General features: G+C 42.4%; 15 protein-coding genes and 5 pseudogenes. 1 reads left to right on the forward strand and 19 read right to left on the reverse strand.

Annotated features, from left to right (window positions below; all coding sequences use genetic code 11):
- Positions 1-117 precede the first annotated feature (117 nt).
- Positions 118-1,156, reverse strand: a pseudogene (locus M1G14_RS04700) (M42 family metallopeptidase).
- A gap of 550 nt (positions 1,157-1,706) precedes the next feature.
- Positions 1,707-1,961, reverse strand: a pseudogene (locus M1G14_RS04705) (hypothetical protein); the annotation flags it as partial.
- Between the two features lie 334 nt (positions 1,962-2,295).
- Between M1G14_RS04705 and gshAB the strand changes: the two are divergent.
- Positions 2,296-4,560 (forward strand): bifunctional glutamate--cysteine ligase GshA/glutathione synthetase GshB, encoded by a 2,265-nt coding sequence (gene gshAB, locus M1G14_RS04710; RefSeq protein ID WP_247919635.1) that lies wholly within the window; start codon positions 2,296-2,298, stop codon positions 4,558-4,560.
- A 120-nt stretch (positions 4,561-4,680) separates the two neighbouring features.
- On the opposite strand, the pseudogene M1G14_RS04715 reads toward gshAB, so the two are convergent.
- The 17 genes and pseudogenes from M1G14_RS04715 to M1G14_RS04795 form a co-directional block, all read right to left on the reverse strand.
- Positions 4,681-5,064: pseudogene (locus M1G14_RS04715) on the reverse strand (transposase); the annotation flags it as partial.
- Between the two features lie 6 nt (positions 5,065-5,070).
- On the reverse strand, positions 5,071-5,280 hold the full coding sequence (locus M1G14_RS04720; RefSeq protein WP_247919684.1) for a hypothetical protein: 210 nt from the start codon (positions 5,278-5,280) through the stop codon (positions 5,071-5,073).
- Positions 5,281-5,481: 201 nt separating this feature from the next.
- Entirely contained in the window at positions 5,482-5,676 is a 195-nt protein-coding gene (locus M1G14_RS04725; RefSeq protein WP_247926360.1) for a hypothetical protein, read from the reverse strand.
- Between the two features lie 180 nt (positions 5,677-5,856).
- The gene (locus M1G14_RS04730; RefSeq protein WP_247919633.1) at positions 5,857-6,279 is read right to left on the reverse strand and encodes a hypothetical protein; all 423 of its coding nucleotides are present in this window, start codon (positions 6,277-6,279) and stop codon (positions 5,857-5,859) included.
- Positions 6,280-6,411: 132 nt separating this feature from the next.
- The gene (gene ybiA, locus M1G14_RS04735) at positions 6,412-6,858 is read right to left on the reverse strand and encodes a riboflavin biosynthesis intermediates N-glycosidase (protein WP_061590737.1); all 447 of its coding nucleotides are present in this window, start codon (positions 6,856-6,858) and stop codon (positions 6,412-6,414) included.
- Positions 6,845-7,489, reverse strand: a complete 645-nt coding sequence (locus M1G14_RS04740) for a hypothetical protein (RefSeq protein WP_061590738.1) — start codon at positions 7,487-7,489, stop codon at positions 6,845-6,847. Before M1G14_RS04740 ends, ybiA begins: the two co-directional genes overlap by 14 nt.
- A gap of 149 nt (positions 7,490-7,638) precedes the next feature.
- The gene (locus M1G14_RS04745; protein ID WP_081103057.1) at positions 7,639-7,947 is read right to left on the reverse strand and encodes an ABC transporter; all 309 of its coding nucleotides are present in this window, start codon (positions 7,945-7,947) and stop codon (positions 7,639-7,641) included.
- 157 nt (positions 7,948-8,104) lie between these two features.
- Positions 8,105-8,677 carry a DUF1307 domain-containing protein gene (locus M1G14_RS04750; protein WP_061590739.1) on the reverse strand — a complete coding sequence of 191 codons (573 nt, stop codon included), beginning with the start codon at positions 8,675-8,677 and terminating at the stop codon, positions 8,105-8,107.
- Between the two features lie 125 nt (positions 8,678-8,802).
- Positions 8,803-9,801 (reverse strand): UDP-glucose 4-epimerase GalE, encoded by a 999-nt coding sequence (gene galE / locus M1G14_RS04755; protein ID WP_070594975.1) that lies wholly within the window; start codon positions 9,799-9,801, stop codon positions 8,803-8,805.
- A gap of 63 nt (positions 9,802-9,864) precedes the next feature.
- Complete coding sequence (gene galT / locus M1G14_RS04760; protein ID WP_247926361.1) at positions 9,865-11,337, reverse strand: UDP-glucose--hexose-1-phosphate uridylyltransferase; 1,473 nt, start codon at positions 11,335-11,337, stop codon at positions 9,865-9,867.
- A gap of 12 nt (positions 11,338-11,349) precedes the next feature.
- Positions 11,350-12,528, reverse strand: coding sequence for a galactokinase (locus M1G14_RS04765; RefSeq protein WP_282184830.1), 1,179 nt, complete (start codon positions 12,526-12,528; stop codon positions 11,350-11,352).
- A gap of 239 nt (positions 12,529-12,767) precedes the next feature.
- Positions 12,768-15,178, reverse strand: a pseudogene (locus tag M1G14_RS04770) (glycoside hydrolase family 3 N-terminal domain-containing protein).
- 157 nt (positions 15,179-15,335) lie between these two features.
- Positions 15,336-17,558 (reverse strand): annotated as a pseudogene (locus tag M1G14_RS04775) (alpha-galactosidase).
- 225 nt (positions 17,559-17,783) lie between these two features.
- The gene (gene gtfA, locus M1G14_RS04780; RefSeq protein ID WP_049523547.1) at positions 17,784-19,226 is read right to left on the reverse strand and encodes a sucrose phosphorylase; all 1,443 of its coding nucleotides are present in this window, start codon (positions 19,224-19,226) and stop codon (positions 17,784-17,786) included.
- Positions 19,227-19,641: 415 nt separating this feature from the next.
- The gene (locus tag M1G14_RS04785) at positions 19,642-20,475 is read right to left on the reverse strand and encodes a carbohydrate ABC transporter permease (protein WP_021153463.1); all 834 of its coding nucleotides are present in this window, start codon (positions 20,473-20,475) and stop codon (positions 19,642-19,644) included.
- A 13-nt stretch (positions 20,476-20,488) separates the two neighbouring features.
- Positions 20,489-21,355, reverse strand: coding sequence for a carbohydrate ABC transporter permease (locus tag M1G14_RS04790; RefSeq protein ID WP_023022883.1), 867 nt, complete (start codon positions 21,353-21,355; stop codon positions 20,489-20,491).
- Positions 21,356-21,368: 13 nt separating this feature from the next.
- Complete coding sequence (locus M1G14_RS04795; protein ID WP_247926362.1) at positions 21,369-22,628, reverse strand: extracellular solute-binding protein; 1,260 nt, start codon at positions 22,626-22,628, stop codon at positions 21,369-21,371.
- Between the last annotated feature and the right edge of the window lie 12 nt (positions 22,629-22,640).

Genomic DNA, 22,640 nt, shown 5'->3' on the forward strand with positions numbered 1-22,640 from the left:
ACTCCTTAAGAAATTTTAAGTTTATTTTAAGATTATACCACAAAGATTTTCAGAAGAAAAGGAATTTTCAGAAAATTTTAGTTTATAAAAAACTACTCCGGAGAGTAGTTCCAATTTTTAATCTACTAAGTCGCTCTTGAGGTAGGCATCGACCATGCGCTCTGTTGCGACTACAGAATCCAAGTGAGTCCGCTCATATGAGTGGCTAGATTCGATACCTGCTCCGAGGAGGGCATGTTTGACTTCTGCTCCTGCGCTCATGGCTGCAGAGGCATCTGATCCATAGAAAGGATAGATATCCAACTTATAAGGGATTTCTTGAGCTTTTGCCAAGGCTACTAAATGCTGACGGAATTCGTAGTGATACGGTCCAGAAGCGTCTTTGACACAGATGGATACCGTGTATTCATCCGTCGCTTGGTCATCTCCCATAGCCCCCATGTCCACTGCCAAGTATTCGACCACTTCAGCCGGAATACTGGAATTAGCCCCATGCCCCACTTCTTCAAAGACTGAAAAGGCAAAGGTGGTCGTTACTGGCAATTGGATCTGCTCTTCCTTGTACACGCGCAGAAGATTCAAGAGAATCGCCGCACTCACCTTGTCATCTAAGTGACGAGATTTAATAAAGCCAGTATCTGTCACAATGGTCCGGGGATCAAAGCTGACAAAATCACCCACTTCAATACCAAGGGCACGGGTTTCTTTCTCATTGGTCACTTTTTCATCCAGACGGACTTCCATATTGTCCTGGGTCCGCTCGACAGTCCCCGCCTCCTTGTAGACGTGGCAAGAAGTCTGATGGACCAAAATCGTACCCGAATGGGTCTTTCCGGTATTAGCCACATGGACCGTACAATTTTCCCCTTCAATCATATTCCAAGGGAAACCACCGATACGGTCCAGCTTGAGGCGGCCATCTGCTTTCACAGCGCGGACAATAAGCCCCCAAGGTATCCACATGGGCTGTGACGTAGCGTTGCTTGTCTGTGATCACACCAGGAATGGTCACATTCACGCCACCCTTAGCAGTCCGAGTTACTTCGTACCCAAAGCCTTCAATGGTTTTGACCAAATAGTCTGCGATCTCACGTGTAAAACCGGTCGGTGAAGGAATGGCTGTCAATTCCTGTAAATAAGTCACTGTCTGATTCATAATGCCTCCAAATATGTTTTTCTTTATTCTAGCATGAAATAGTTGGAATAGCTAGAGGAGAGGTTACAGAGTGGAGTTTTTCAACTCTTCCCGTACTTGCATTAGGAGAAAGCCAGAGTTCTATTTATATTTTCAACACATTTTGGGAGAGATTCATCTAGTGCACCTAAAATAAAAAAAGAAACTTGTCCACAACTAACGGTGTCTAAACAAGTTCCACGCAGGCTATTTCAATGGTGATACATAATTATCAGGATAAAATATGATGTAATTTTTGACAATATCTGTTAGACTATCTTCAGTTATGTTTCTCCACTTATGGAGATAGAAGGTTTCAGACTTGAGAACAGAGTTAAACCATTCGATACAGCCATTATCTGCTATTTCGCCTCTTTTCTGAGAATTCTTACACTCCTGTTTCCAGCGATAAAGGTGGAGCGTTTGACGCCGAAACATTCTAAAATAATAGATACAGCGCACGTTTTCTTATACTCTTCTACTAGCTTGATAAGACTTACTTTGTCGATTCTCTTATCAAGCTCTGATACTTTTTTAGTAATTCTACCTGCAAACGTAACTGTTCCACTTCAGATAACTGTTTCATCCCATTACCATAAGTATATTGTTTCCCCACGGGTTGGTGGAAACGGTACAATTCATCATTCTGATACCATCGCAACCAGTTCTTGGCCTGACTAGCATTTTTGATACTGAGGGTATCCATGATAACTTTATTTGATTTGCCTGCCTTCTTCATTTCGATACAGGCTAACTTAGTTTCTACCGAATATGCTTTTTTGACCATAACAAAACACTCCTGTTTCTAGTTTACCAGATTTCAACAGGAGTGTTTTCTTGTGTCTCATTTTATGGGTGCAGTGCCGACCCTAGGGATTCTTTCGTTCTCATATATACGTCATTAGTATAGGCTAATTTGATTTAAATTCCAAGAGAAATAACATTTTACATAAAAATCAGTGGGTATTTTACAATTTTTCCATATAATATAGCTAAAAAACAACTGGTTTTAAGAATTCTTATCTGAAACATTCGGAAATTCCCCTTAACCGTAGCGGAAAGTTGTTTTCTTCTCCTATTTATAATAGACTATCACTAACATTAGATGAAAAGGTGACTATATGACTATAAATCAACTGCTTCAAAAGCTGGAGCCTACTAGCCCTATCCTTCAAGCTAACTTTGGAATTGAACGCGAAAGTCTTCGTGTCGATAGACAGGGAAAATTAGCACATACGCCTCACCCTTCCTGCCTAGGAGCTCGAAGTTTCCACCCTTATATTCAAACAGATTTTTGTGAGTTTCAGATGGAACTCATCACACCAGTTGCTAAATCTACCACTGAGGCTCGTCGATTTCTTGGAGCCATTACCGATGTAGCTGGACGTTCCATCAGTAAAGATGAACTTCTCTGGCCCTTGTCCATGCCTCCTCGTATCAACGCCCAAGAAATCCAAGTTGCCCAACTAGAAAATGAATTTGAACGCCATTATCGTAACTACTTGGCCGAAAAATACGGAACTAAACTACAAGCTATCTCAGGTATCCACTATAATATGGAACTAGGGAAAGATTTGGTTGAAGCCCTATTCCAAGAAAGTGACCAGATTGATATAATTGCTTTCAAAAACGCCCTCTATCTTAAGCTGGCTCAGAACTATTTGCGCTATCGTTGGGTGATTACCTATCTCTTTGGTGCTGCACCTGTTGCTGAGCAAGGCTTCTTCGACCAAGAAGTGCCAGAACTCGTGCGTTCCTTCCGAAACAGCGACCATGGTTATGTCAATAAGGAAGAAATACAAGTATCTTTTGCAAGCCTAGAAGACTATGTCTCTGCCATCGAAAACTATATCGAGCAAGGTGATTTGATTGCGGAAAAGGAATTTTACTCGGCTGTTCGTTTCCGTGGACAAAAGGTTAATCGCTCCTTCCTTGACAAGGGAATCACCTACCTAGAATTCCGTAACTTCGACCTCAACCCCTTTGAGCGTATTGGTATTAGCCAAACTACCATGGATACCGTACACCTACTCCTTCTAGCCTTCCTCTGGCTGGATGCCCCTGAAAATGTTGATCAGGCTCTGGCTCAAGGTCACGCGCTGAATGAAAAAATTGCCCTCTCTCATCCTTTAGAACCTCTACCTTCTGAAGCTGAAACTCAGAACATTACGATAGCTCTAGACCAACTGGTGCAACATTTTGAGCTTGGTGACTATCATCAAGGTCTGGTCAAACAAGTTAAAGATGCCTTTGCAGATTCCAGTCAGACACTAGCTGCTCAACTTCTTCCTCATATCAAAGACAAGTCCCTTTCTGACTTTGCCCTTGACAAGGCGCTTGCCTATCATGATTACGACTGGACTGCCCACTATGCCCTTAAGGGTTATGAGGAGATGGAACTTTCTACCCAGATGCTGCTCTTTGATGCCATTCAAAAAGGGCTTCATTTTGAAATCCTAGATGAGCAGGATCAATTCCTTAAACTCTGGCATAAAGATCATGTTGAGTACATCAAAAATGGTAACATGACCTCAAAAGACAACTATGTAGTTCCTCTTGCCATGGCTAATAAAACCGTGACCAAAAAAATCCTGGCTGATGCTGGCTTCCCTGTCCCTGCCGGCGACGAATTTACCAGTCTAGAACAAGGTCTAGCCTACTATCCTCTTATCAAGGGCAAGCAAATTGTGGTTAAACCAAAATCAACCAACTTCGGGCTGGGCATTTCCATTTTCCAAGAGCCTGCCAGCCTTGATAACTATAAGAAAGCTCTCGAGATTGCCTTTGCAGAAGATACAGCTGTTCTTGTTGAAGAATTTATCCCAGGAACCGAATACCGTTTCTTCATTCTGGACGGGCGTTGTGAGTCTGTCCTCCTTCGTGTCGCTGCTAATGTTGTCGGTGATGGCAAACACACCATTCGTGAATTAGTCGCTCAGAAAAATGCCAATCCATTGCGAGGCCGTGACCACCGCTCACCTCTGGAAATCATTAAGCTAGGAGACATCGAACAATTGATGTTGACTCAGCAAGGTTATGCACCTGATGATATTCTCCCAGAAGGGAAAAAGGTCAATCTCCGCCGTAACTCCAACATTTCTACGGGTGGTGACTCTATTGATGTCACTGAGACAATAGATTCCTCTTACCAAGAATTGGCAGCAGCTATGGCAACTAGCATGGGGGCCTGGGCTTGCGGGGTTGACCTCATCATTCCAGATAAAACTCAGCCTGCTAGCAAGGAAAAACCTCATTTCACTTGTATCGAGCTCAACTTCAATCCCGCTATGTATATTCACACCTATTGTGCTGAAGGTCCTGGACAAGCTATCACTCCAAAAATCTTAGACAAGCTTTTTCCAGAAGTTGCCACAAGTCAAACCTAAAACCTCATTCTTAGGAACAAACAAATCATCTTTATCTCGATGATATGATACCTCTTAAGTAGACAAGGTAAATACCTAAAATCTACGGCACTTTGTCAACTGTAGTGGGTTGAAGAAAAGCTAAGCTCGAGAAAGGACAAATTTCGTCCTTTCTTTTTTGATATTCAGAGCGATGAAAATTCGCTTCTTGCAGTTTTCAAAGTTCCGAAAACCAAAGGCATTGCGTTTGATAAGTTTGATGAGATTATTAATTGCTTCCAATTTTGCGTTGGAATAGGATAACTGAAGGGCATTGATGATTTTCCCTTTGTCCTTTAGAAATGTTTTAAAGACAGTCTGAAAAAGAGAATGAACCTTCTTTATATTGTCTTCAATGAGTCCAAAAAATTTCTCTGGTTCCTTATTCTGAAAGTGAAAAAGGAAGAGCTGATAGAGATTATAGTGGTATTTCAAGTCTTCTGAATAGCTCAAAAGCTTGTCTAGGATTTCTTTATTGCCTAAATTGTCAAATTAAGTTAGACTTTTCAAGTAACTCAGAAAAACTTGGTAGGGTGATTGAAATAGTTCTAATGGTAATTCATAGACTACCCTCTGTTCAGCTATTCCCCCTTCATCAGTAACAAAAAAATATTTCTCATGATGTCGCCAAACATGTTGGCCATAACCTTTTATTTCCTCAAACTTACTAACATCTTCCCAGCCTAGTTTACTATATTTCATGTATGTTCTCCGATCTTTGTATTAATATTTGTTGATCATCAATACTGATAGGGCACAAAAATTTTGTCTGTAATAATTCTTTAAATAATTGTATCTCTATACTTTTATCATAACAAATTCTTAGATTCATTATCTAATCAATTAATCTATTGTCCATCAATTTTCTTTTTTTAACTCTTTCTCTAATTGTTTTAAGACTACTCAAATTTCGCTTTTATAATCCATAGTTTCATCTACAAATCTTCTTGCTAAACTAAAAAAACTAATGTCACCGATATTTTCTCCTCTTCTTATACACTTAGTTAAGTTATATATATCCTGTATAATTCCCGGGTATAACTTTTGACTTGGATATTCTAAGTCAATTAAATCTTGTAATTTGTCTGCATACTTCATATATTTGTTTTTCATAGTTCAAAACATTAACTTGGTACAATTCCTATATCCACTATCCAGTCTAATTGTGGAATTCTGTCAATATTTTGGACACATTTTGGGAGCGATTCATTTAGTCCACTTAAAGTAAAAACAGGAACTTGCTTACAACTAATAGTGTATAAATAAATTCCTTACAAGCTATTTCAATGGTGATACATAATCATCTGGAAGTTTACCTCTCCAGTCAATCCACATTTGCTCAGCAATCGGAATTAATCTTTTTAGCTCTTCCTGAGTAAATAATTCTCTAGTTTCAGGTATATCAATTAATGATGTGGGACTCTCTTCTATGAAACGTTTCTCACTAGCTTTCTTTTCTTCTTCCGTCGGTGGCCAACGATCGGTCTGAAGTTTACTTAATATTTCTAACTGCGTTCTCTCTCCACTTTCTAATAGGGCAAACAGCTCATTTGGTAATTCATAAACTACACGCTGAGGGGCAATTCCTCCCTCCTCAGTAACGTAATAAAAATGATTACCATCTCTCCAGATATGCTGACCATAACCTTTTACCTCTTCAAACTGGATAACATCTTCCCAGCCTAATTTACTATGTTCCATGTATGTTCTCCTCTCTTGGTACTAATATCTTTCATTACACCTTCTGGAATATCTCCTGTTGATCATTGTAACTATCTAGTTGACTGTTATACCAAACCCAGACTGTTAAATGGAATAACTAGAGGAGAGATCTTACAGGATAGAGTTTTTCAACTCTTCCCGCACTTGCATTAAGAGAAGGCCTAGTTTGTTCTTCCCAGTGCCATCTCCCCCATCAGCCCAGTAGGCGTCGTTTCGCGTATGTTCGATGATGTTGGCATCTCCTGTCGCCAGCAATTCCCTTACGATTTCTGGATTTTGGCTAAATTTCATCCGAAGAGCCTGGAGCATTACCTCATCTTTGACCTCTTCCCAATCTGATCTCAAGGGATTTTGACGATTGCGTCCCTCCAAAGCAGCATCCATTGGAGATGCTATCTGACGAATTTTCTCTTGAATTTGGGGTACTAAAAACTTTTGTGCTTGAAAATAATGCTCTGATGTTGGCCAGATTCTGCTACCATCTGAAAAAGGGTAGGGAGCAAAATTGGACATAAAACCATACTCATCATTTACTTTATAAAATTTAATTTCTTTCACCTTTATCCTCGATTCCAAAATCTCCCAATGATTTTTGCTTTTCTTTTAATAACTGTGTCACATAATCAGGCTCTACCTTGAGGAATAGCTTCAAGGTATCATGAATTCGCCAATAATTATCCTCAGGTTTGTCCATAATAGTTGAAAGGAAGTGTTTCAGGTATGGGATGTATTCCGTATAATGTTCCTCGCTAACCAGTCGATATATTTTTGAAATATCATAATATCCAGTCTCAGCCTGTTCGATGATTTTACAAACATAAGGATAAATTCCCCCTCTAGCTATCTTCTCTTCGCCCAAATCATACCGGCTCGCCCAATAATTTACGATATCATATAGAAAAATCCGATTGGTATCATCATAACCATACAGACGATGCGAAATCATCCCTTCTAATTGCCCTTGACTGAACATCTGAGTCAAGACATCAAAGCCTTCTCTAATTCCCCAAATGGTCAACAATCGAGAGGCTTGATAACGTAAATAGTCATCATCACTGTCCAATAATGAAGTCAACTTTTGAATCGTTTCTTCAGGAACATCCTCTAGATCAACATCTTCCAATATATCAGCATAATCAACCCCTTCAGGGACTTTATAAAATAAATCTTCAAATTCTTTATTGTTCATCACTTCTCCATTATTTAAAACTCCGAGCCGTCACTCAAAAACTTACAATAATTACCCAAATATTTAACAAACCGGAGTATCAATATCTTAGATCATCAATCGAGTTCTAATTTTAATGACTTTACATAATTCGATAATATCAGCAAAGGTTACCGTTCCAATAAATAATTAGCAATAATCATTGTTAATTCAGCAATAGTCTCGTTTGTCTGTTTTCTTATTTCAATATCATTATTCCAATAGTAAATGTCAGATAATCCCCCATGTGGTGGAAAAAGGGCTTGATAAATTGTCAATTTATCTCTTAAACTCATTTCTTTATTAGTATTTACATATTCTTTCAAAATATGTAGCTCATCTACTTGTGGACCAATATTTTTAATATTATATTTGTCAATGATAGACAACAAATGATCGATCGCTTCTAAAAAAGTCTCTTTCATACTACTGTTCATCATTAGAAAAACCTCATTAACTAATGCTATTTTTTCATACTACAGTTAAGTTAAATTTCTTTAAACTCACTTTTGTTTAAATCCTATTCTACCAAAATATGGCCATGAATTCATACTAAAACAAAAAGAGAGCAGCAAACTGAGCTGCTCTCCATTTGGTTTATTTTTCGACCATTCCGCCCTTGATAAGACTGTCTTTCGTTACTGAATAACTGACTGTTTTGTCATCTAGGGGATTAAAGCCTGGGACGATTTCTTTTAATTTATTAAAATCGATTTTTGTGTAATCAATGGTATTGCGGATATAAAAGATTCCGTCTTTGTATTCTGATGTTAGTTCAAATCCATGGCCCATCAGATCTTTGAATTTTTCTTGGCTCTTGGCCACGGCTTCTTTCATGGTTTCAAGAGGGTTCTCACCAGGCACTTTTGAGACGTCGTAATCATCAACTTTTTCTTGTAATAACAAGGTATCTCCCTTGTAATACAAGGTGATAGTTGACTTACCTGCTTCATCACTCGTTTCAAGAACGGTTTTTTGTGCACCTGCTAGTGCATCTTCTTTTTTGCTTTCATCAGTTGATGACTCTTTTGTCTTCTCTTTAGCGGATGATTTAGTTGTAGCTTTAGTGGACGATTGAGTAGTAGATTTTGTACTCTCTTTTTGTGCGCAACCAACTAAAAGAAAACCCGCTGTCAAGAAGACGGCTAACATTTTTGTGGTTTTATTCATCTTGAATACCTCACTTTTTGATGGTTAGGGAAATGACTGACGTCTGAAATGAGTCCTGTAGCAAGATCAACTGTCGTGTTAGGTGTTATTAGAAAAGCCTCAAAATGATGTTCGCAGTCTCCTCCTTATCGATCATTGTAGCCATCTGGGTGGCTAGAATGCCAAGCCCAGGCTGTTTGGATGATGGTTTCGATATTGTCAAATTTTGGTTGCCAACCGAGGATGGCACGCGCCTTCTCAGAGGATGCGATCAGGGTATCAGGATCTCCTGGTCTACGATCTGCAATCTCAAGTGGGATCGGATGTCCCGTCACCTTGCGGGCTGCTTCAACGATTTGAAGATTGGAGAATCCAGTCGATGAGCCCAGATTAAAGGCGGTCGATGGATTGCCATTTCGGAGATACTCCACTGCTAAAAGATGGGCATCTGCCAAGTCAAATGGATGGACATAGTCCCGAACATTGGTGCCATCTGGTGTCTTGTAGTCATCTCCAAAAATAGAGATCTTCTCGCGTTTGCCTTGGGCTACTTGTAAGACAATCGGCAAGAGATGGGTCTCTGGTCCATGGTCTTCTCCGATGGATCCATCTGGCTTAGCACCCGCTACATTAAAGTAACGAAGGGGCACGTACTTGATGCCGTAGGCTTGATCAGCCCAGCGCATGATGGTTTCCATCATGAGCTTGCTTTCCCCGTAAGGGTTGATCGGTTTTTGTGGAGTGGTTTCAAGAATCGGAATTTCTTCTGGAATGCCGTAGGTGGCAGCAGTTGAAGAAAAGACGATGTAGTGCACCCCACATTCATGCATGACTTCCAAGAGTTTGACCATGCCTGCTGTATTGTTGTCAAAATATTTCAAAGGATCTGCCATGGACTCAGCGACCAGTGAGTAGGCCGCAAAGTGGATGACCGCATCAATATCGGCATGTTCCTTAAAAACAGTGCGCATAAAGTCTTGATCCGCCAGGTCTCCTTGGTAAAAGACGGCATCTGGATGCACCGCTGCACGGTGGCCTGTGACCAGACTATCAACCACGACGACTTTTTCCTGTCCTTCATTGACCAAGCGGTCCACCATGTGGGAACCGATATAGCCAGCTCCTCCGAGTACGAGTATTGCCATTTGTTTTCCTTTCGCTTCTTGTCTTCTCTCTTATTGTACCAAATTTCTGCCACTTCTCCACACTTAAAGTGTCGCAACAAAGCGTCTAAAGGCAGCTTGTCCTTCTGCTGTTCTCTTGTAGACACCAGCATCTTCGAGCACACGCGCAAAGATCTGGCCAACTGATTCACGGACAAGGGCTTCTGCCTCTGCTTCGTCTGTGATGGCTGGGTGAGTGGCTTTCAAATCATCTGCCCAAGGCTGGTGGTAGGTCGCCACAGTATTCTCACGTCCAATCAAATAGTCTTGAACCTGCTTGAGCTCTTCCTTGAGGCGAGGTGGCAAAATGGCCAAGCCCATGACTTCGATCAGGCCGATATTTTCTTTTTTGATGTGTTGCACATCCGCATGTGGGTGATAAATGCCATCTGGATGCTCTGGTGAGGTTTGGTTGTCACGGAGCACCAAGTCCAATTCATAATGCCCATCACGAATCCGTGCAATGGGGGTAATGGTATGGTGGGGCTGACCGTCGGATGCTGCTAAGACTTGAACGGCTGGATCCGAGTAGCCTCGCCAGGCTGTGAGGATATGGTCTGCCAGGTCAATCAATTGCGCCTTGTTGTCCGATTGCAAGCGGAGAACCGACATGGGCCAATTGATAATTCCTACCGATACAGCCTCAAATCCCTCAACGCTAAAGCTTTCCTCAACAGGAGCTAGCTCCATAGGGAAGGTATGGCGTCCGCCTTGGTAATGGTCATGAGTCAGGATGGATCCCCCTACAATGGGCAGGTCTGCATTGGACCCTGCAAAATAGCCTGGGAAAGTCTCGACAATGGTCAAGAGTCGCTCAAAGGTCTTGCGGCTAATGGCCATAGGCACATGCTGGCTATCGAGGAAAATGCAGTGTTCATTGAAGTAGGCATAAGGGGAATACTGAAAGCCCCAGTCATGACCGTCCATGTCAAAACGGATAATCCGATGATTGGCCCGGGCTGGATGGTCTAGGCGACCTTGATAGCCTTCATTTTCAAAACACAATTGGCAGGCTGGATAATGACTGGCTTTGGCAAGTTTGGCCGCTGCAATGTCTTTAGGATCTTTTTCAGGTTTTGACAGATTAATGGTGATTTCAAGAGAACCGTAGGGAGTTTCTGCCTCAAAGGCAATGTTTTGCGCAATCGCATTGACCTTGATGTAATCATTGCGCTTAGAGAGGTCATAGAAATCAGCAATCGCGTCTTCCTTGGACTGACGGTAGGTCTCCCAAAAGCGATGGTTGACTTGACTAGGGCTAGGGGTAATCCAATCCATCAACTCCGCACCCAAACTGTCTTTTGCGGCCATACTATCCTGGATCTTGCTATTTGCAACAGCGATCTCTACCAGCTGATCTTTGAGTTCAATCAAGTCTGCCATATGAGCTGGGGCGTCTAGCCCTTCTTCTCCAACGCGACTCATGATGCGATTTTTTAGATAAATCCGATCCATCTCTTCGTAGTCACTCGCCGCAATGACGGCTGTGACAAATGCATCTAATACCTGTTCTGTCATCCTATCTCCTTTTTAATCAAGCACCCGTGTTCCTGCCGCAACTTCTGCAATATAAAAGCTTGGTGCATAGCCAACGACTTCTTCATAGCGTTTGCCGACAGCTTCTTTAAAGGCATCAACTTTATCTTTGTTTACAAGGGCGATGGCGCAACCACCAAAGCCTGCTCCTGTCATACGAGCGCCCAAGACGCCTTCTTGTTCCCAGGCTGTATGCACCAAGGTATCTAATTCTAGACCTGTCACTTCGTAGTCATGCTCCAAGGATACGTGGGAAGCGTTCATGAGACGGCCAAAGCCTTCCAAATCACCTGCTTCAAGGGCCTTGCGTGCTTGGAGGGTCCGTTGGTTTTCAAGTACAGCATGACGAGCCCGTTTGATGCGATTTTCATCCTTGATCAAGTAGCTGTAGGCATCAAAAGCCCAGAGATCCAATTCCCCTAAGGTTTGGATATCCAATTTTTCTTGGAGTTCAGAAACGGCAGTTTCGCATTCTGAACGACGTTCATTGTATTTTGAATCTGCTAATTCCCGGCGTTTGTTGGTATTCATGATGACCACGACATTGTCTTTGAGGTCCAGCGGTACCAGATCATACTCTAGGGTGTTGGTATCGAGATAAATAGCCCGTTGATCAGCTCCCATACCGATGGCAAATTGGTCCATGATCCCAGAGTTAACTCCGATGAAGTGATTTTCGGTTTGTTTCCCGATCTTAACCAGATCTAAGCGGTCTAACTGAAGATCATATAGTTTCTCAGCGATGACGCCAATCAAGAGCTCAAGCGATGCTGAAGAAGAAAGACCGGATCCGTTTGGAATATTGCCGTAGACATAGACGTCCATTCCGCTATCAATGACATGACCAGCTTCTTGCAAGAAGTGGAGCACGCCTTTTGGATAGTTGGTCCAGTTGTGCTCTTTTTCAAAGTGGAGATTATCCAGTGGAACTTCAATGATCCCCTTGTCTTCAAAGTTTCCTGAGAAGAAACGCAAGACCTTATCCTCACGCTTTCTTGCAGCTCCGTAGGTACCAAGTGTAATGGCTGCTGGGAAGACATGCCCACCATTATAGTCCGTGTGTTCACCGATCAGATTAATCCGTCCTGGTGAGAAGAAAGTGTGGTCAGCCTTTTCCCCAAAGACAGCCTGGAATTTTGCTTGTAAATCTTGAGATGTGATTGTTGTCGTCATGAGAAACTCCTTTAGTTTTGTAAACGTTTTTATACTTGTATTATATCTGATCGCAAGTAAAACTTCAAGTATTTTTAGTAAAATTTTATTAATTTTTTATTTTATGCCAAAGAAGGCTATAACAAAGGGTTTTCCTCCGATTAAAACTTCTATTCGATAATTGCCGACTTGAGTTAATTTTAGTAAAACTTTACCAAAAAATCTCAATTGGGAGTGACCCAATTGAGATTCTGAATCCTTTAGTGTTTCTTTCTTGGATAGACAAAAGATCCAAGGAAGGTTAAGAGGCTGATGCCCATGAGAGCTAGGAGATTCTCTGTTTGACCAGTTTTTGGCAATACAGATGATGCAGGACTTGCTGACACGCTGACAGGAGCCTGATCAGTGGCTTGTTTCACAGCGATCGGAGTAACTTGTGGACGATCAAGAGTGCTAGCTTTTTCTTGCTTGCTAACAAGAACCTGTGTTCCAGTGTGACCAACCTCTACTGGTTGTGTCTGATGGGTTGGATCTTGAACTGGTGAAGTTGGAACTTGGGTTTCTGGTGTTGGCAATGGAGCAGGTGCTGGATAGAAGAGACCATGACCAATGCGGTAGGCGTACTCTGTTTCCGACATTTTTCCGTCTACAATTTTTGGAATATCAACCGGTAAGGTACCTAGATGTTCCTTGCCATTGAAGATGACTTCCACTCCTGCAGGAATATTAGGACCAAATGCATTGTCTGGTTTGAGGGATTCCGTTGGATCCATTCCCTTATTTCCATAGACTGCCAAAATGGCTTTGGCTGCTGGATAGTTGGCTACATCATAAGGTTTAGAGATAGAAAGGACAGCTGCCTTCTTATGGTTGGTATTGGCATAATTGACGATTTCTGTTGGGATCTTGGTCCGCCAGAAATCTTTATCCAGTGCCCTTCATAACCGATCTCTGAAATCACTACGATGTGAGTGGCTTTCTCTAGGTCTTCTTTTAGACTATCAAGGGTAGATTCTTTGGTGAAGTTCTTGGCTACATAGGAAGTATCTTTTGGAAGCACTCCATCCGCGATTAAGCGACGCATGCCCAAATTTAGTCCAGGAACTTCGTTTTCAAAAGCTCCTAAGAGTAAGACATGGTCCCCTGTTTGCACCTTAAATGGCAGAGTATTTTCTTCATTTTTTACAACCGTCACCGCTGCTGCTGCAATCTTGCGTTCCAAGTCACGATTGAGGCTAGATCCGACTGCTTCCTTTGCTTTTTCAGCTGTCCGAGCACTTGGATCAAAATTCAAGACCCCACGTTTTTCTTTGAGGGTCAGAATCCGGCGAACCGACTCATTTAAGCGTTCTTCTGAGATGTCACCGGTTTGGACCGCATCTACCACTGCATTGACAATGGTATCAATCTTGGTCAAATCGGCTTTGCTGCGAAGGGTCGTTGGCATCAAGACTAAATCAACTCCTGCTTTGATGGCCATCTTCACAGTTTCCACCTCACCGAAGTTTTTAGCGATAGCATCCATTCCCATGGCATCGGAGACAATCACGCCCTTATAGCCGTATTTCTTCCGTACCAAGCCCGTTAAAATATCATCTGAAAGTGTCGCTGGAACATAGATTTTCTCACCTGTTTCTTTTGACACAACCTGATCTTTTTCAATCTGCGGGTATTGGATATGAGCCGTCATCAAGAGGTCGACCCCTTCATCCATAGCTTTTTTGAATGGAAGGAGTTCCAATTTTTCAAGCTCAGCAAGAGATTTATCCACCAATGGCAGGCCCGTATGTGAATCGACCGCTGTATCTCCATGACCTGGGAAATGCTTGGCTGCTACAGCCACATTGTAGTCCTGAATGCCTTTCATCATCGGAATACCAAGATAGGCAACCCGATTTGGGTCAGATGAGAAGGAACGAAGCCCAATCACAGGATTTTGAGGATTGTTATTGGTATCTAGAACCGGAGCGAAGTCCACATTCAAGCCTAGCGCAGAAAGTTCACGTCCGATGATTTGACCGGCTTCTTTCGCTAGTTTGGGATCATTGGTAGCCCCAATGGCCATATTACCAGGAAGGGCTGTACCCGTACCCAAGCGGTAGACGATCCCTCCTTCTTGGTCGATGGCTAACAATAGCGGAATCTTCCCGTTATTGGCTTTGTTTTCAATCGCTGCCTTTTGCATATCTTGCGTCAGAGCCAGAGTTTGCTTGGTCTCTTTGACGTTTTCAGCAAAAAGAATGACGCCTCCAAAATCATATTTATCAATTGCATCTGCTACTTCAGCATTGACCTTGGTGAGATCCTGTGGCGATTCCTGATTAGCCTCCTGCCACTTACGGAAGTCCGGCATGATCATTTGAGTCACTTTTTGTTTGAGTGGCATGTTTTCAATCAGTTTTTCCACTTCAGGAGATGCCGTCTCTGTTGACGTTACCGTTGGGGAGGCAGCAGGGACAGCTGCACGGTCTGTTGTCGTCGGTGTTTCAGCCACTTCTCCCTGATTTTCTGTAGTGCTTTCTGGCGTTGGAGAAGCCACCACCTCTTCTACTGTTGCTGCCGGTTCATTGGCTTGATCCGACGCTTGAGCTGTGTCTGCTTTTGCTGTTTGAACGGATAATAGAGCAAAAGCCGTTAATAGGGCCGCAGATGGATAAATGATTTTTTTCATAAAGCGACCTCCTTTCTTTCAATAGATATTGTACCATTGTTTTATAGTTTTGTAAACGGTTTCAGTCCTTCGTCATAAAAAGACCTCTTAAGTAGATTTTGTCATTTACCCTGTCTACTTAAGAGGCATCCTATCAATAGCTATCCGCTTTTTCTGATTATTTTACTTCTTCAAAAACCCAAATGTGAGAGTCAAAATCACAACTCAGTTTCTCTTGATCTAAAGGCTGCCCACAGGAAGCGTCTGAAAGACTAAAGCCTGCTAACATCAGTTCTGCACCACTATACTGTTTCCCATCTACTTCATAGAGAGCGTCTGCCTTCAGTCCTTGTAGATACACACGATCATAGGAACGGTTCACTGCGTTCAATAGCTTATACTGAGCCAGAATCACTCGGGAACGATTTTGACTGACAACCGACCATACGACTTGATTTGAGTCAAAAGGAGAGCGCAAACGGTAAAAATTTCCTTGATGAATCAGGGATCGCTCTTTTTTGTAAAAGTTAATTTATTCTTTTACGATTTCCTTCTCACCCTGCGTCAGCTCAGCTAGATCCAACTCATAACCAAAGACCCCAAAATAAGCGACATTTCCCCTTGTCGTAAGCGGTGTGATCCGATTGGTTTGGTGATTAGGGACAATGGACACATGTGCTCCCATCGTCGAGAGTGGATAAACTAGACTGGTTCCGTATTGGATCTTAAGCCGTTCAACGGCATCTGTATCGTCACTGGTCCACGTTTGGGGTGCATAATAAAGCAAACCTGGATCAAATCTACCGCCTCCCGAAGCGCAAGATTCAAAGAGAATCGAAGGGAATGCTGTCGTTAAACGATCATATAAGTGGTATAATCCAAGAACATAACGATGAAACACTTCTCCTTGCTGGTCTGGAGCCAAGGATTTAGAAAAGACATCCGTAAGAGGACGGTTCATATCCCACTTAATATAGTCTAATTTTGTCTCTTCAATTACCCGTGCCATTTGCTCATAAATGGCATCTACTACTTCTTCACGGCTAAAATCTAAGACAAATTGATTTCGTCCATGACGTGGGGAATGACCTGCTACTTCTAGGATCCAGTCTGGATGGGTACGATAAAGATCGCTATCTTTGTTAACCATTTCCGGTTCAAACCAAAGGCCGAATTTCAAGCCCATATCATGAATTTTCTCTGATAAAGCCCCGATTGTATCTGGAAATCGCTCGCGATTGGCAACCCAATCTCCAAGACCCGTTCGATCATTGATTCGTTTTCCAAACCAGCCGTCATCTAACACAAATAATTCGACGCCAACTTCTTTGGCATTTTGCGCAATCCTGAGCAGTTTTTCCTGATCAAAATCAAAGTAAGTTGCTTCCCAATTATTGAGTAGAATCGGCCGCTCCTTATCTCGCCATTCTCCCCTAGCTAGACGGGTACGATAAAGACGATGGAAAGTTTGACTCATATCGTTCAAACCATTTCTACTGTATACCAGAACTGCTTCTGGACTTGTAAAGCTAGCACCAGGGTCTAATTTCCAACAAAATTGGAAGGGATTGATTCCCACTTGAAGTCGGGTGACATCGAAAGTATCCACTTCTGTTTGAATAAGGAAATTTCCTGAGTAAATCAGACTTAGTCCAATAACCTCCCCTTGATTCTCGGTGGTTTCAGGACGTTTTAGAGCAAGGAAAGGATTGTGAAGATGACTAGAGATTCCACGGGTTGATTCAATCGATTGGATTCCTTGACGTAACAAGGTGGAATGAATGTGCCTTTCACGAGCCCACGCTCCTGAAAGCTGTATCATCTCATAATTTCGATCAGGTAGGTCTAAAGAAAGACTGGTGACTCCTTCAATAGAAAGTGGCCTTGAGCCTTGATTGTTAATCAAGTGGCTTCTCGTTATCACAGGAAAATCTCGGAAAATACTATACTGAATACTCACCTCCACACCCGACACCGAATCGATCAGATTCACTTGCAAGGTCTCGCATTCATCCTCGTTTTCAACATAAGTTGCTGGTAAGCCTTCTAATCTTGGTTTTCCCTTTAAAATTACATAATCCTTATAGATAAAATCTGTCAGTCGAGAACCATTTTCAAAAGACAATTCCAAGGCAGGATGGCGAAAATCTGTCGCCCCATACTCTGGAAATTCTTGCTGCAAGTGTTCGAGTGAATACAGAAGATCCCCTTCTTGCCGGTAAGTGGTCATCGGACGGTGCTTCATCTCCACCAAATGACGATAATCCCCTTCTGGCAAGGTCGGGCCATAATAAAGATGGAGCAACTTCCCATCATGGGAAATCATAAAGATATATGAAATAAAATCATTTCGTAGATGAAACTGCTTGTATGTTTCCTGGTAGAGAATGAGGTCCTTCATATTTAACCTTTCTTGTATCAGAGTTCCTAGTATCATACGAGGCTATTAAGACAGATAGAGACAGAATTTGCGAAGGTCAAAGTAGATCTTGAATGATTAGACCCTGACAAGGTCAAAGTTGCAAAAGGATTACTTGCAGGGTAGATAGGCTACTAGAAAGGTCTGCCAAATCCTTTGTTTTAAAAATATTGGAGAAAAACTGTCTCGCCCTGACTTCAATCGTTTTTAAAACCCCATTTCTTGACCATTTTCTGTCACTTGGTAAGTGCCCTCAGCAAGATCGATTCGAGCTACTGCTGTGACAGTTTGGTCTTTGTTTTGGCGCGTGATGACAATGGTATGTTCATCTGGTGTTTCCACCTCAATGCTTCCTTCTAAGTCAAAAGCTTGCGAGTTGTTCCGGAAACTAAAGAGCTTGAGAAGGGATTTCACAACTGGACGCTCTACTTCTTGAGCAATTTCTTCATTGCTGTAGTAATGACGGTTGATATTGCGGCCTTCTTTGGTGTTTTCTAAGAGTTCCAAATCATTCTTCCCAGCTAGGAATCCAACATAATACACTTGTGGAATACCTGGCGCAAATGCTTGAATCAAACGGGCTAGGAAGTACTTGCGATCATCATCTCCGAGCGCTGAATAGTAGGTCGAATTGATTTGGTAGATGTCCAAGTTGTTGTATTCTGCTGTGGAATATTTGCGTTTCACATTTGCTCCGACCTTATAAAGCTCATTTGAAGCATAGTCAATCTCTTCATCTGTCAAGATATCCTTGACATCGACCACCCCAATTCCATCATGGGTATCCAGCGTCGTGAACTGCTTCATCGGACTCATCTTCAACCACTTGGCAAGGCGCTCCACTTTTGAGCTATAGAGGGTATAGAGGGTTACCATGGGTAGCGCGAAGTCATAGATATAATAATCGTGGTCAGCAATCTTAAATTGGATGGAATAGTGCTCATGAATCTCCGGAAGGAGCTCAGCACCGTAGCCTGCTGCCATATCGCGCACCTTATCCAACAAATCCCAAATGTCTGGCTCCACGAAGAAATCATTGGTGTCCAATTTCTTGACCGCATAGGCAAAGGCATCTAGACGAATGAGGTCACAGCCATTGCTCGCCAGGTGTTCGATGGTCTTGCGAATAAAGTCCATGGTCACTTCCTTGGTCACGTCTAGGTCAATCTGCTCTTCCCCAAATGTATTCCAGAGATGCTCAGTCGTCCCATCCGCAAAAGTGATAGCTTGTTTAGGAGCTCGGTCTTTGCGCTTATAAATCAAGTCCACATCTGCTTGAGTCGGACGATTCTCCGGCCAGAACTTGTCCCAGTTGAGGAAGAGATCCTTGTAGGCACTTTGGTCGTGCTTTTCTTGGTAGTCTTTATAATACTTAGACTGACGGGAAATGTGATTGATCATAAAGTCAAACATGAGATAGTACTTGTCGCCCAAGCGTTTGACATCTTCCCAATCCCCAAAAGCTGGATCCACTTGGTCATAGTCTACAGGCGCAAAGCCTCGGTCACCAGTTGATGGGAAAAATGGCAAGAGGTGTACTCCACCTACTGCATCCCCAAAGTGCTTCTCCAGATTTTCATAGAGATCCTTGAGGTTATTTCCTAAGCTATCTGAGTAAGTAATTAACATGGTTTTGTTTTGAATTGGCATAATGGTTTCCTTTTCTTTTTTTTGAAAGCCAAGTCTGAAGAGACCTGGCTTTCTTGAGTTTATATTTTTAAATAATTGCTTCCTAAGATACGATTTAAATCAGCAAGCTGAATCGTCCCTTTGTATACGGAATTGAACACGGGACTAATTTCTTAGGAAAAAAGATAAATCTCCTTGTGTGCAAGCACACTACGTCGATTTCCTATATTTCCACAGCCGTTACTACTTCAGTAGTCTACGGATGTGGATGCCCTAGGGTACTACAGAAATTTTCAGCAAGCTGAATCGTCCCTTTGTTTCTAGAATTGAACACACCCTAAGCTCTGTGTGAAAAAGATGAATCCTCCAAGAAGCCAAGGCTTCTTATTCAGATTCCCTATTTTCACTGTGAGCTTTTAACGGGCTTTGTATCTTATTATTTCACTGCGCCGTTGCTCATTCCTGCGATGATATGGCGTTGGAAGAAGAGATAGACAATGGTGATACTGATAATGCCGACAACGTATGAGGCAAAGCTTGGTCCGTAGTCGTTGAAATATTGGCCTGCGTAGTTGTATTGGAACAATGGCAGAGTCCACATTTTGGAATCCCGGTTCAAGACAAGGAGTGGCAACATGAAATCATTCCAGAACCAAAGGGCATTGATGATCATGGTTGTTGCATGCATGGGTTTCATCATTGGGAAGATGATACGGAAATAGGTTGTAAATTTATTAGCCCCATCGATCTCTGCTGCTTCATCCAAACTTTCTGGAATCGAGATTTTGATATACCCTACATAGAGGAAGAGGGTCTGTGGAATCGCATAGGTCAAGTAGAGCAAGATCAAACCAAAGGTGTTAGCCAAACCGAGTTTACTCATCATAACCGTAATCGGAATCATGATGACTTGGAAAGGTACGAAAATCCCAAGGATCAAGAGGGTGTACATGATGGTAAAGGCTTTTCTCTTACTCATATTGCGGGCGATGGAGTAGGCCGCCATAGGGATAAAGATCATTACTGCAAGTAAAGACAAGACAGTGATGACGACAGAGTTCCAATAATAGCCTCCGATCCCATCAGCCAAGAGTCGGCTAAAGTTGTCCCATGTGAAATTCGTCGGAAATCCAAAGAAATTGTCTACGATATCCTTGGTGGGTTTGAAGGAACTAAAGAGGGTGGCAAGGAGCGGCACTAAAATCAGAACCGATCCCAGAATCAATAGAATATATTTGCCAATCAAGGCTTTTCTTTCATCTTGTTTCATCGTGCTTCTCCTCTTAAATTTCAAATTTCTTAGATACTCTCAATTGGATGATCGAAATCACTACAATCAAGAAGAACAAGATTACGGCAATGGCATTGGCATAACCGAATTGGTTGTTTTTAAAAGCGTAGTTATAAACCAAGAGCCCAAGTGAGGTTGTGGCATTGTTTGGACCACCACCAGTCATGGCAAAGACTTGGTCAAAGGCAGTAAGCCCACCTTTTAGGGCCAGGATAAAGACCATAGAGACACTTGGTAGCAAGTAAGGCAATTCAACATTCCAGAAGACTTGCTTGCTCGTTGCACCATCGATTCTGGCTGCTTCTGTAATCTCAGTTGGAATAGATTGCAGACCTGCTAGGAAGATAATGATAGGCATAGCCACCCCTTGCCAAAGAAGGACAAAGACAGCCGCAAAGATCGCTCCCCACTTAGTCCCTAAAAGACTAGTTTGTAGAAACTCGATATGAAGGGCATTGCCAATCGCTGGTAAACCATAGTTGAAGACTTGTTTGAAGATCAACGCCACTGTCAAACCAGACAAAACAGCTGGGAAGAAGAACCAAGCACGGAAGAAGGTTTGACCTTTGATCTTAGAGTTCAAGACACGCGCAATGAAGATCCCAAGGGCAATCTCACCAACTACCATGGCAATCGTGATGATCGCAGTAAAGCCAATGGCATTCATGAATTTTGGATCCATGAAGAGGAGCTTAAAGTTGTTCAAGCCAACAAATTTGTAGTTATAGGTCAAACCTGTCCAGTTGGTAAAACTATAAAAGGCTCCTTGGAACATTGGCACATAGAAGAAAATTGCTTGTAATAAGAGGGGAATGACCACAAAAGCCCATGCCCAATATTTTTGTAATACTTTTTTCATCGTCTCTCTACTCCTAATCCACATCCGCTTTCATCGGGTTAAAGAAGGCATTCAAATCATTGACCATTCCTTGTTTATCACCTGTCAAGACATAGTTCATCGTCAAGGTATGGAAGTCTGCTTCACTGGTCCAGTATTGTTGCAACCACACCAAGTGACGATCCGTAAAGGCATATTTGGTCATCCCAGCAAGTGGTGAATCCTCTCCTGCTTGTTTGACCCCTTCGATCGCTGTTGGAGATCCGTCCACATCATAGTACTTTTGCATGACTTCTGGACGGGTCATGTATTCCACAAAGGCATTGGCTTCTTTTGGATGTTTGGTAGTAGCTGAGATAGACCATGCTAAGTCTCCCGCACCAACGGTTAAGCTTTGTCCTTTTTCTTTCCCTGGAATCATGAAGGTCCCAATCTTAAATTTCGGTTTTTGTTCATTGATCGCTGTGATGGCCCAAGACCCATTTGGTGTCATGAGGACATCCCCTCGTGCGAAGGCACCGATAACGTCTGTGTACCCTGCACCTTCCCAGTTCTTTTGCTTCGAACCTTTAATGCGAAGGATATCCATGACCTTGATGTCATCCTTCATAATCGGATCAGACAATTTAATGGAATTTGGCTTAGAATAACGAAGGTATTGGTTGGCTTCTTTTCCTCCACCTGCTGCTGTCGCAAAGGCCAATTGATTGTAACCATTGAGGGTCCAAGCATCTGCTCCTGCAATCCCAAATGGAGTTTGTCCTTTGGCAACGATGTCTTTTACTAACTGTTCAAATTCGTCCCAAGTTTCAGGAACCTTCAAGCCCAACTCTTCGAATTTATCTTTGTTGTAGTAGATCCCGTAAGCATTGGCTGTGAAAGGAACGTTGTAGACTTTTCCGTTTACGGCATATTTTTCAGCGTAGCCGTTTTTCACGCGTTTGAGATAATCTTTATTGCTTAAATCTTCGAAGACACCCGCTTTTGCCCATTCTTGCAGTTCGATAGACTGTGGGTAAATATTGACTACATCTGGCACATCCCCTGCGAGAACACGTGTTTTCAATACTTCACCACCATTTGGTACATTGACAACTTTGACCTTGACCTTTGGATTTTCCTTTTCAAAATCACGCGCGATTTCTTCCAAGGTTTTGGTCATTTCTTTTTTCTGGTTGAAATACTCGATGGTCACTGTGCCATCCGCAGATTTACCATCGTTAGAGCAAGCACCGAGCCCAAACAAGGCTAGGCCTGTAGTCGCAAGAAGTCCGAATTTTTTATACCATTTCATTTGGCTGTCTCC

The sequence above is a fragment of the Streptococcus parasanguinis genome, assembly GCF_023109675.1.
Classification (GTDB): Bacteria; Bacillota; Bacilli; order Lactobacillales; family Streptococcaceae; genus Streptococcus; species Streptococcus parasanguinis_I.

What these genes read in the sequence shown, in the direction of transcription:
- M1G14_RS04740 (WP_061590738.1), bottom strand. Translation starts at nt 7,489, where the DNA reads ATGAACAATAAAGAATTTGAAGATTTATTTTATAAAGTCCCTGAAGGG.
- galT (WP_247926361.1), bottom strand. Translation starts at nt 11,337, where the DNA reads ATGACAGAACAGGTATTAGATGCATTTGTCACAGCCGTCATTGCGGCG.
- M1G14_RS04750 (WP_061590739.1), bottom strand. Translation starts at nt 8,677, where the DNA reads ATGAATAAAACCACAAAAATGTTAGCCGTCTTCTTGACAGCGGGTTTT.
- M1G14_RS04725 (WP_247926360.1), bottom strand. Translation starts at nt 5,676, where the DNA reads ATGAAGTATGCAGACAAATTACAAGATTTAATTGACTTAGAATATCCA.
- M1G14_RS04785 (WP_021153463.1), bottom strand. Translation starts at nt 20,475, where the DNA reads ATGAAACAAGATGAAAGAAAAGCCTTGATTGGCAAATATATTCTATTG.
- gshAB (WP_247919635.1), top strand. Translation starts at nt 2,296, where the DNA reads ATGACTATAAATCAACTGCTTCAAAAGCTGGAGCCTACTAGCCCTATC.
- M1G14_RS04730 (WP_247919633.1), bottom strand. Translation starts at nt 6,279, where the DNA reads ATGGAACATAGTAAATTAGGCTGGGAAGATGTTATCCAGTTTGAAGAG.
- M1G14_RS04720 (WP_247919684.1), bottom strand. Translation starts at nt 5,280, where the DNA reads ATGAAATATAGTAAACTAGGCTGGGAAGATGTTAGTAAGTTTGAGGAA.
- M1G14_RS04795 (WP_247926362.1), bottom strand. Translation starts at nt 22,628, where the DNA reads ATGAAATGGTATAAAAAATTCGGACTTCTTGCGACTACAGGCCTAGCC.
- galE (WP_070594975.1), bottom strand. Translation starts at nt 9,801, where the DNA reads ATGGCAATACTCGTACTCGGAGGAGCTGGCTATATCGGTTCCCACATG.
- gtfA (WP_049523547.1), bottom strand. Translation starts at nt 19,226, where the DNA reads ATGCCAATTCAAAACAAAACCATGTTAATTACTTACTCAGATAGCTTA.
- M1G14_RS04790 (WP_023022883.1), bottom strand. Translation starts at nt 21,355, where the DNA reads ATGAAAAAAGTATTACAAAAATATTGGGCATGGGCTTTTGTGGTCATT.
- M1G14_RS04745 (WP_081103057.1), bottom strand. Translation starts at nt 7,947, where the DNA reads ATGATGAACAGTAGTATGAAAGAGACTTTTTTAGAAGCGATCGATCAT.
- M1G14_RS04765 (WP_282184830.1), bottom strand. Translation starts at nt 12,528, where the DNA reads ATGACGACAACAATCACATCTCAAGATTTACAAGCAAAATTCCAGGCT.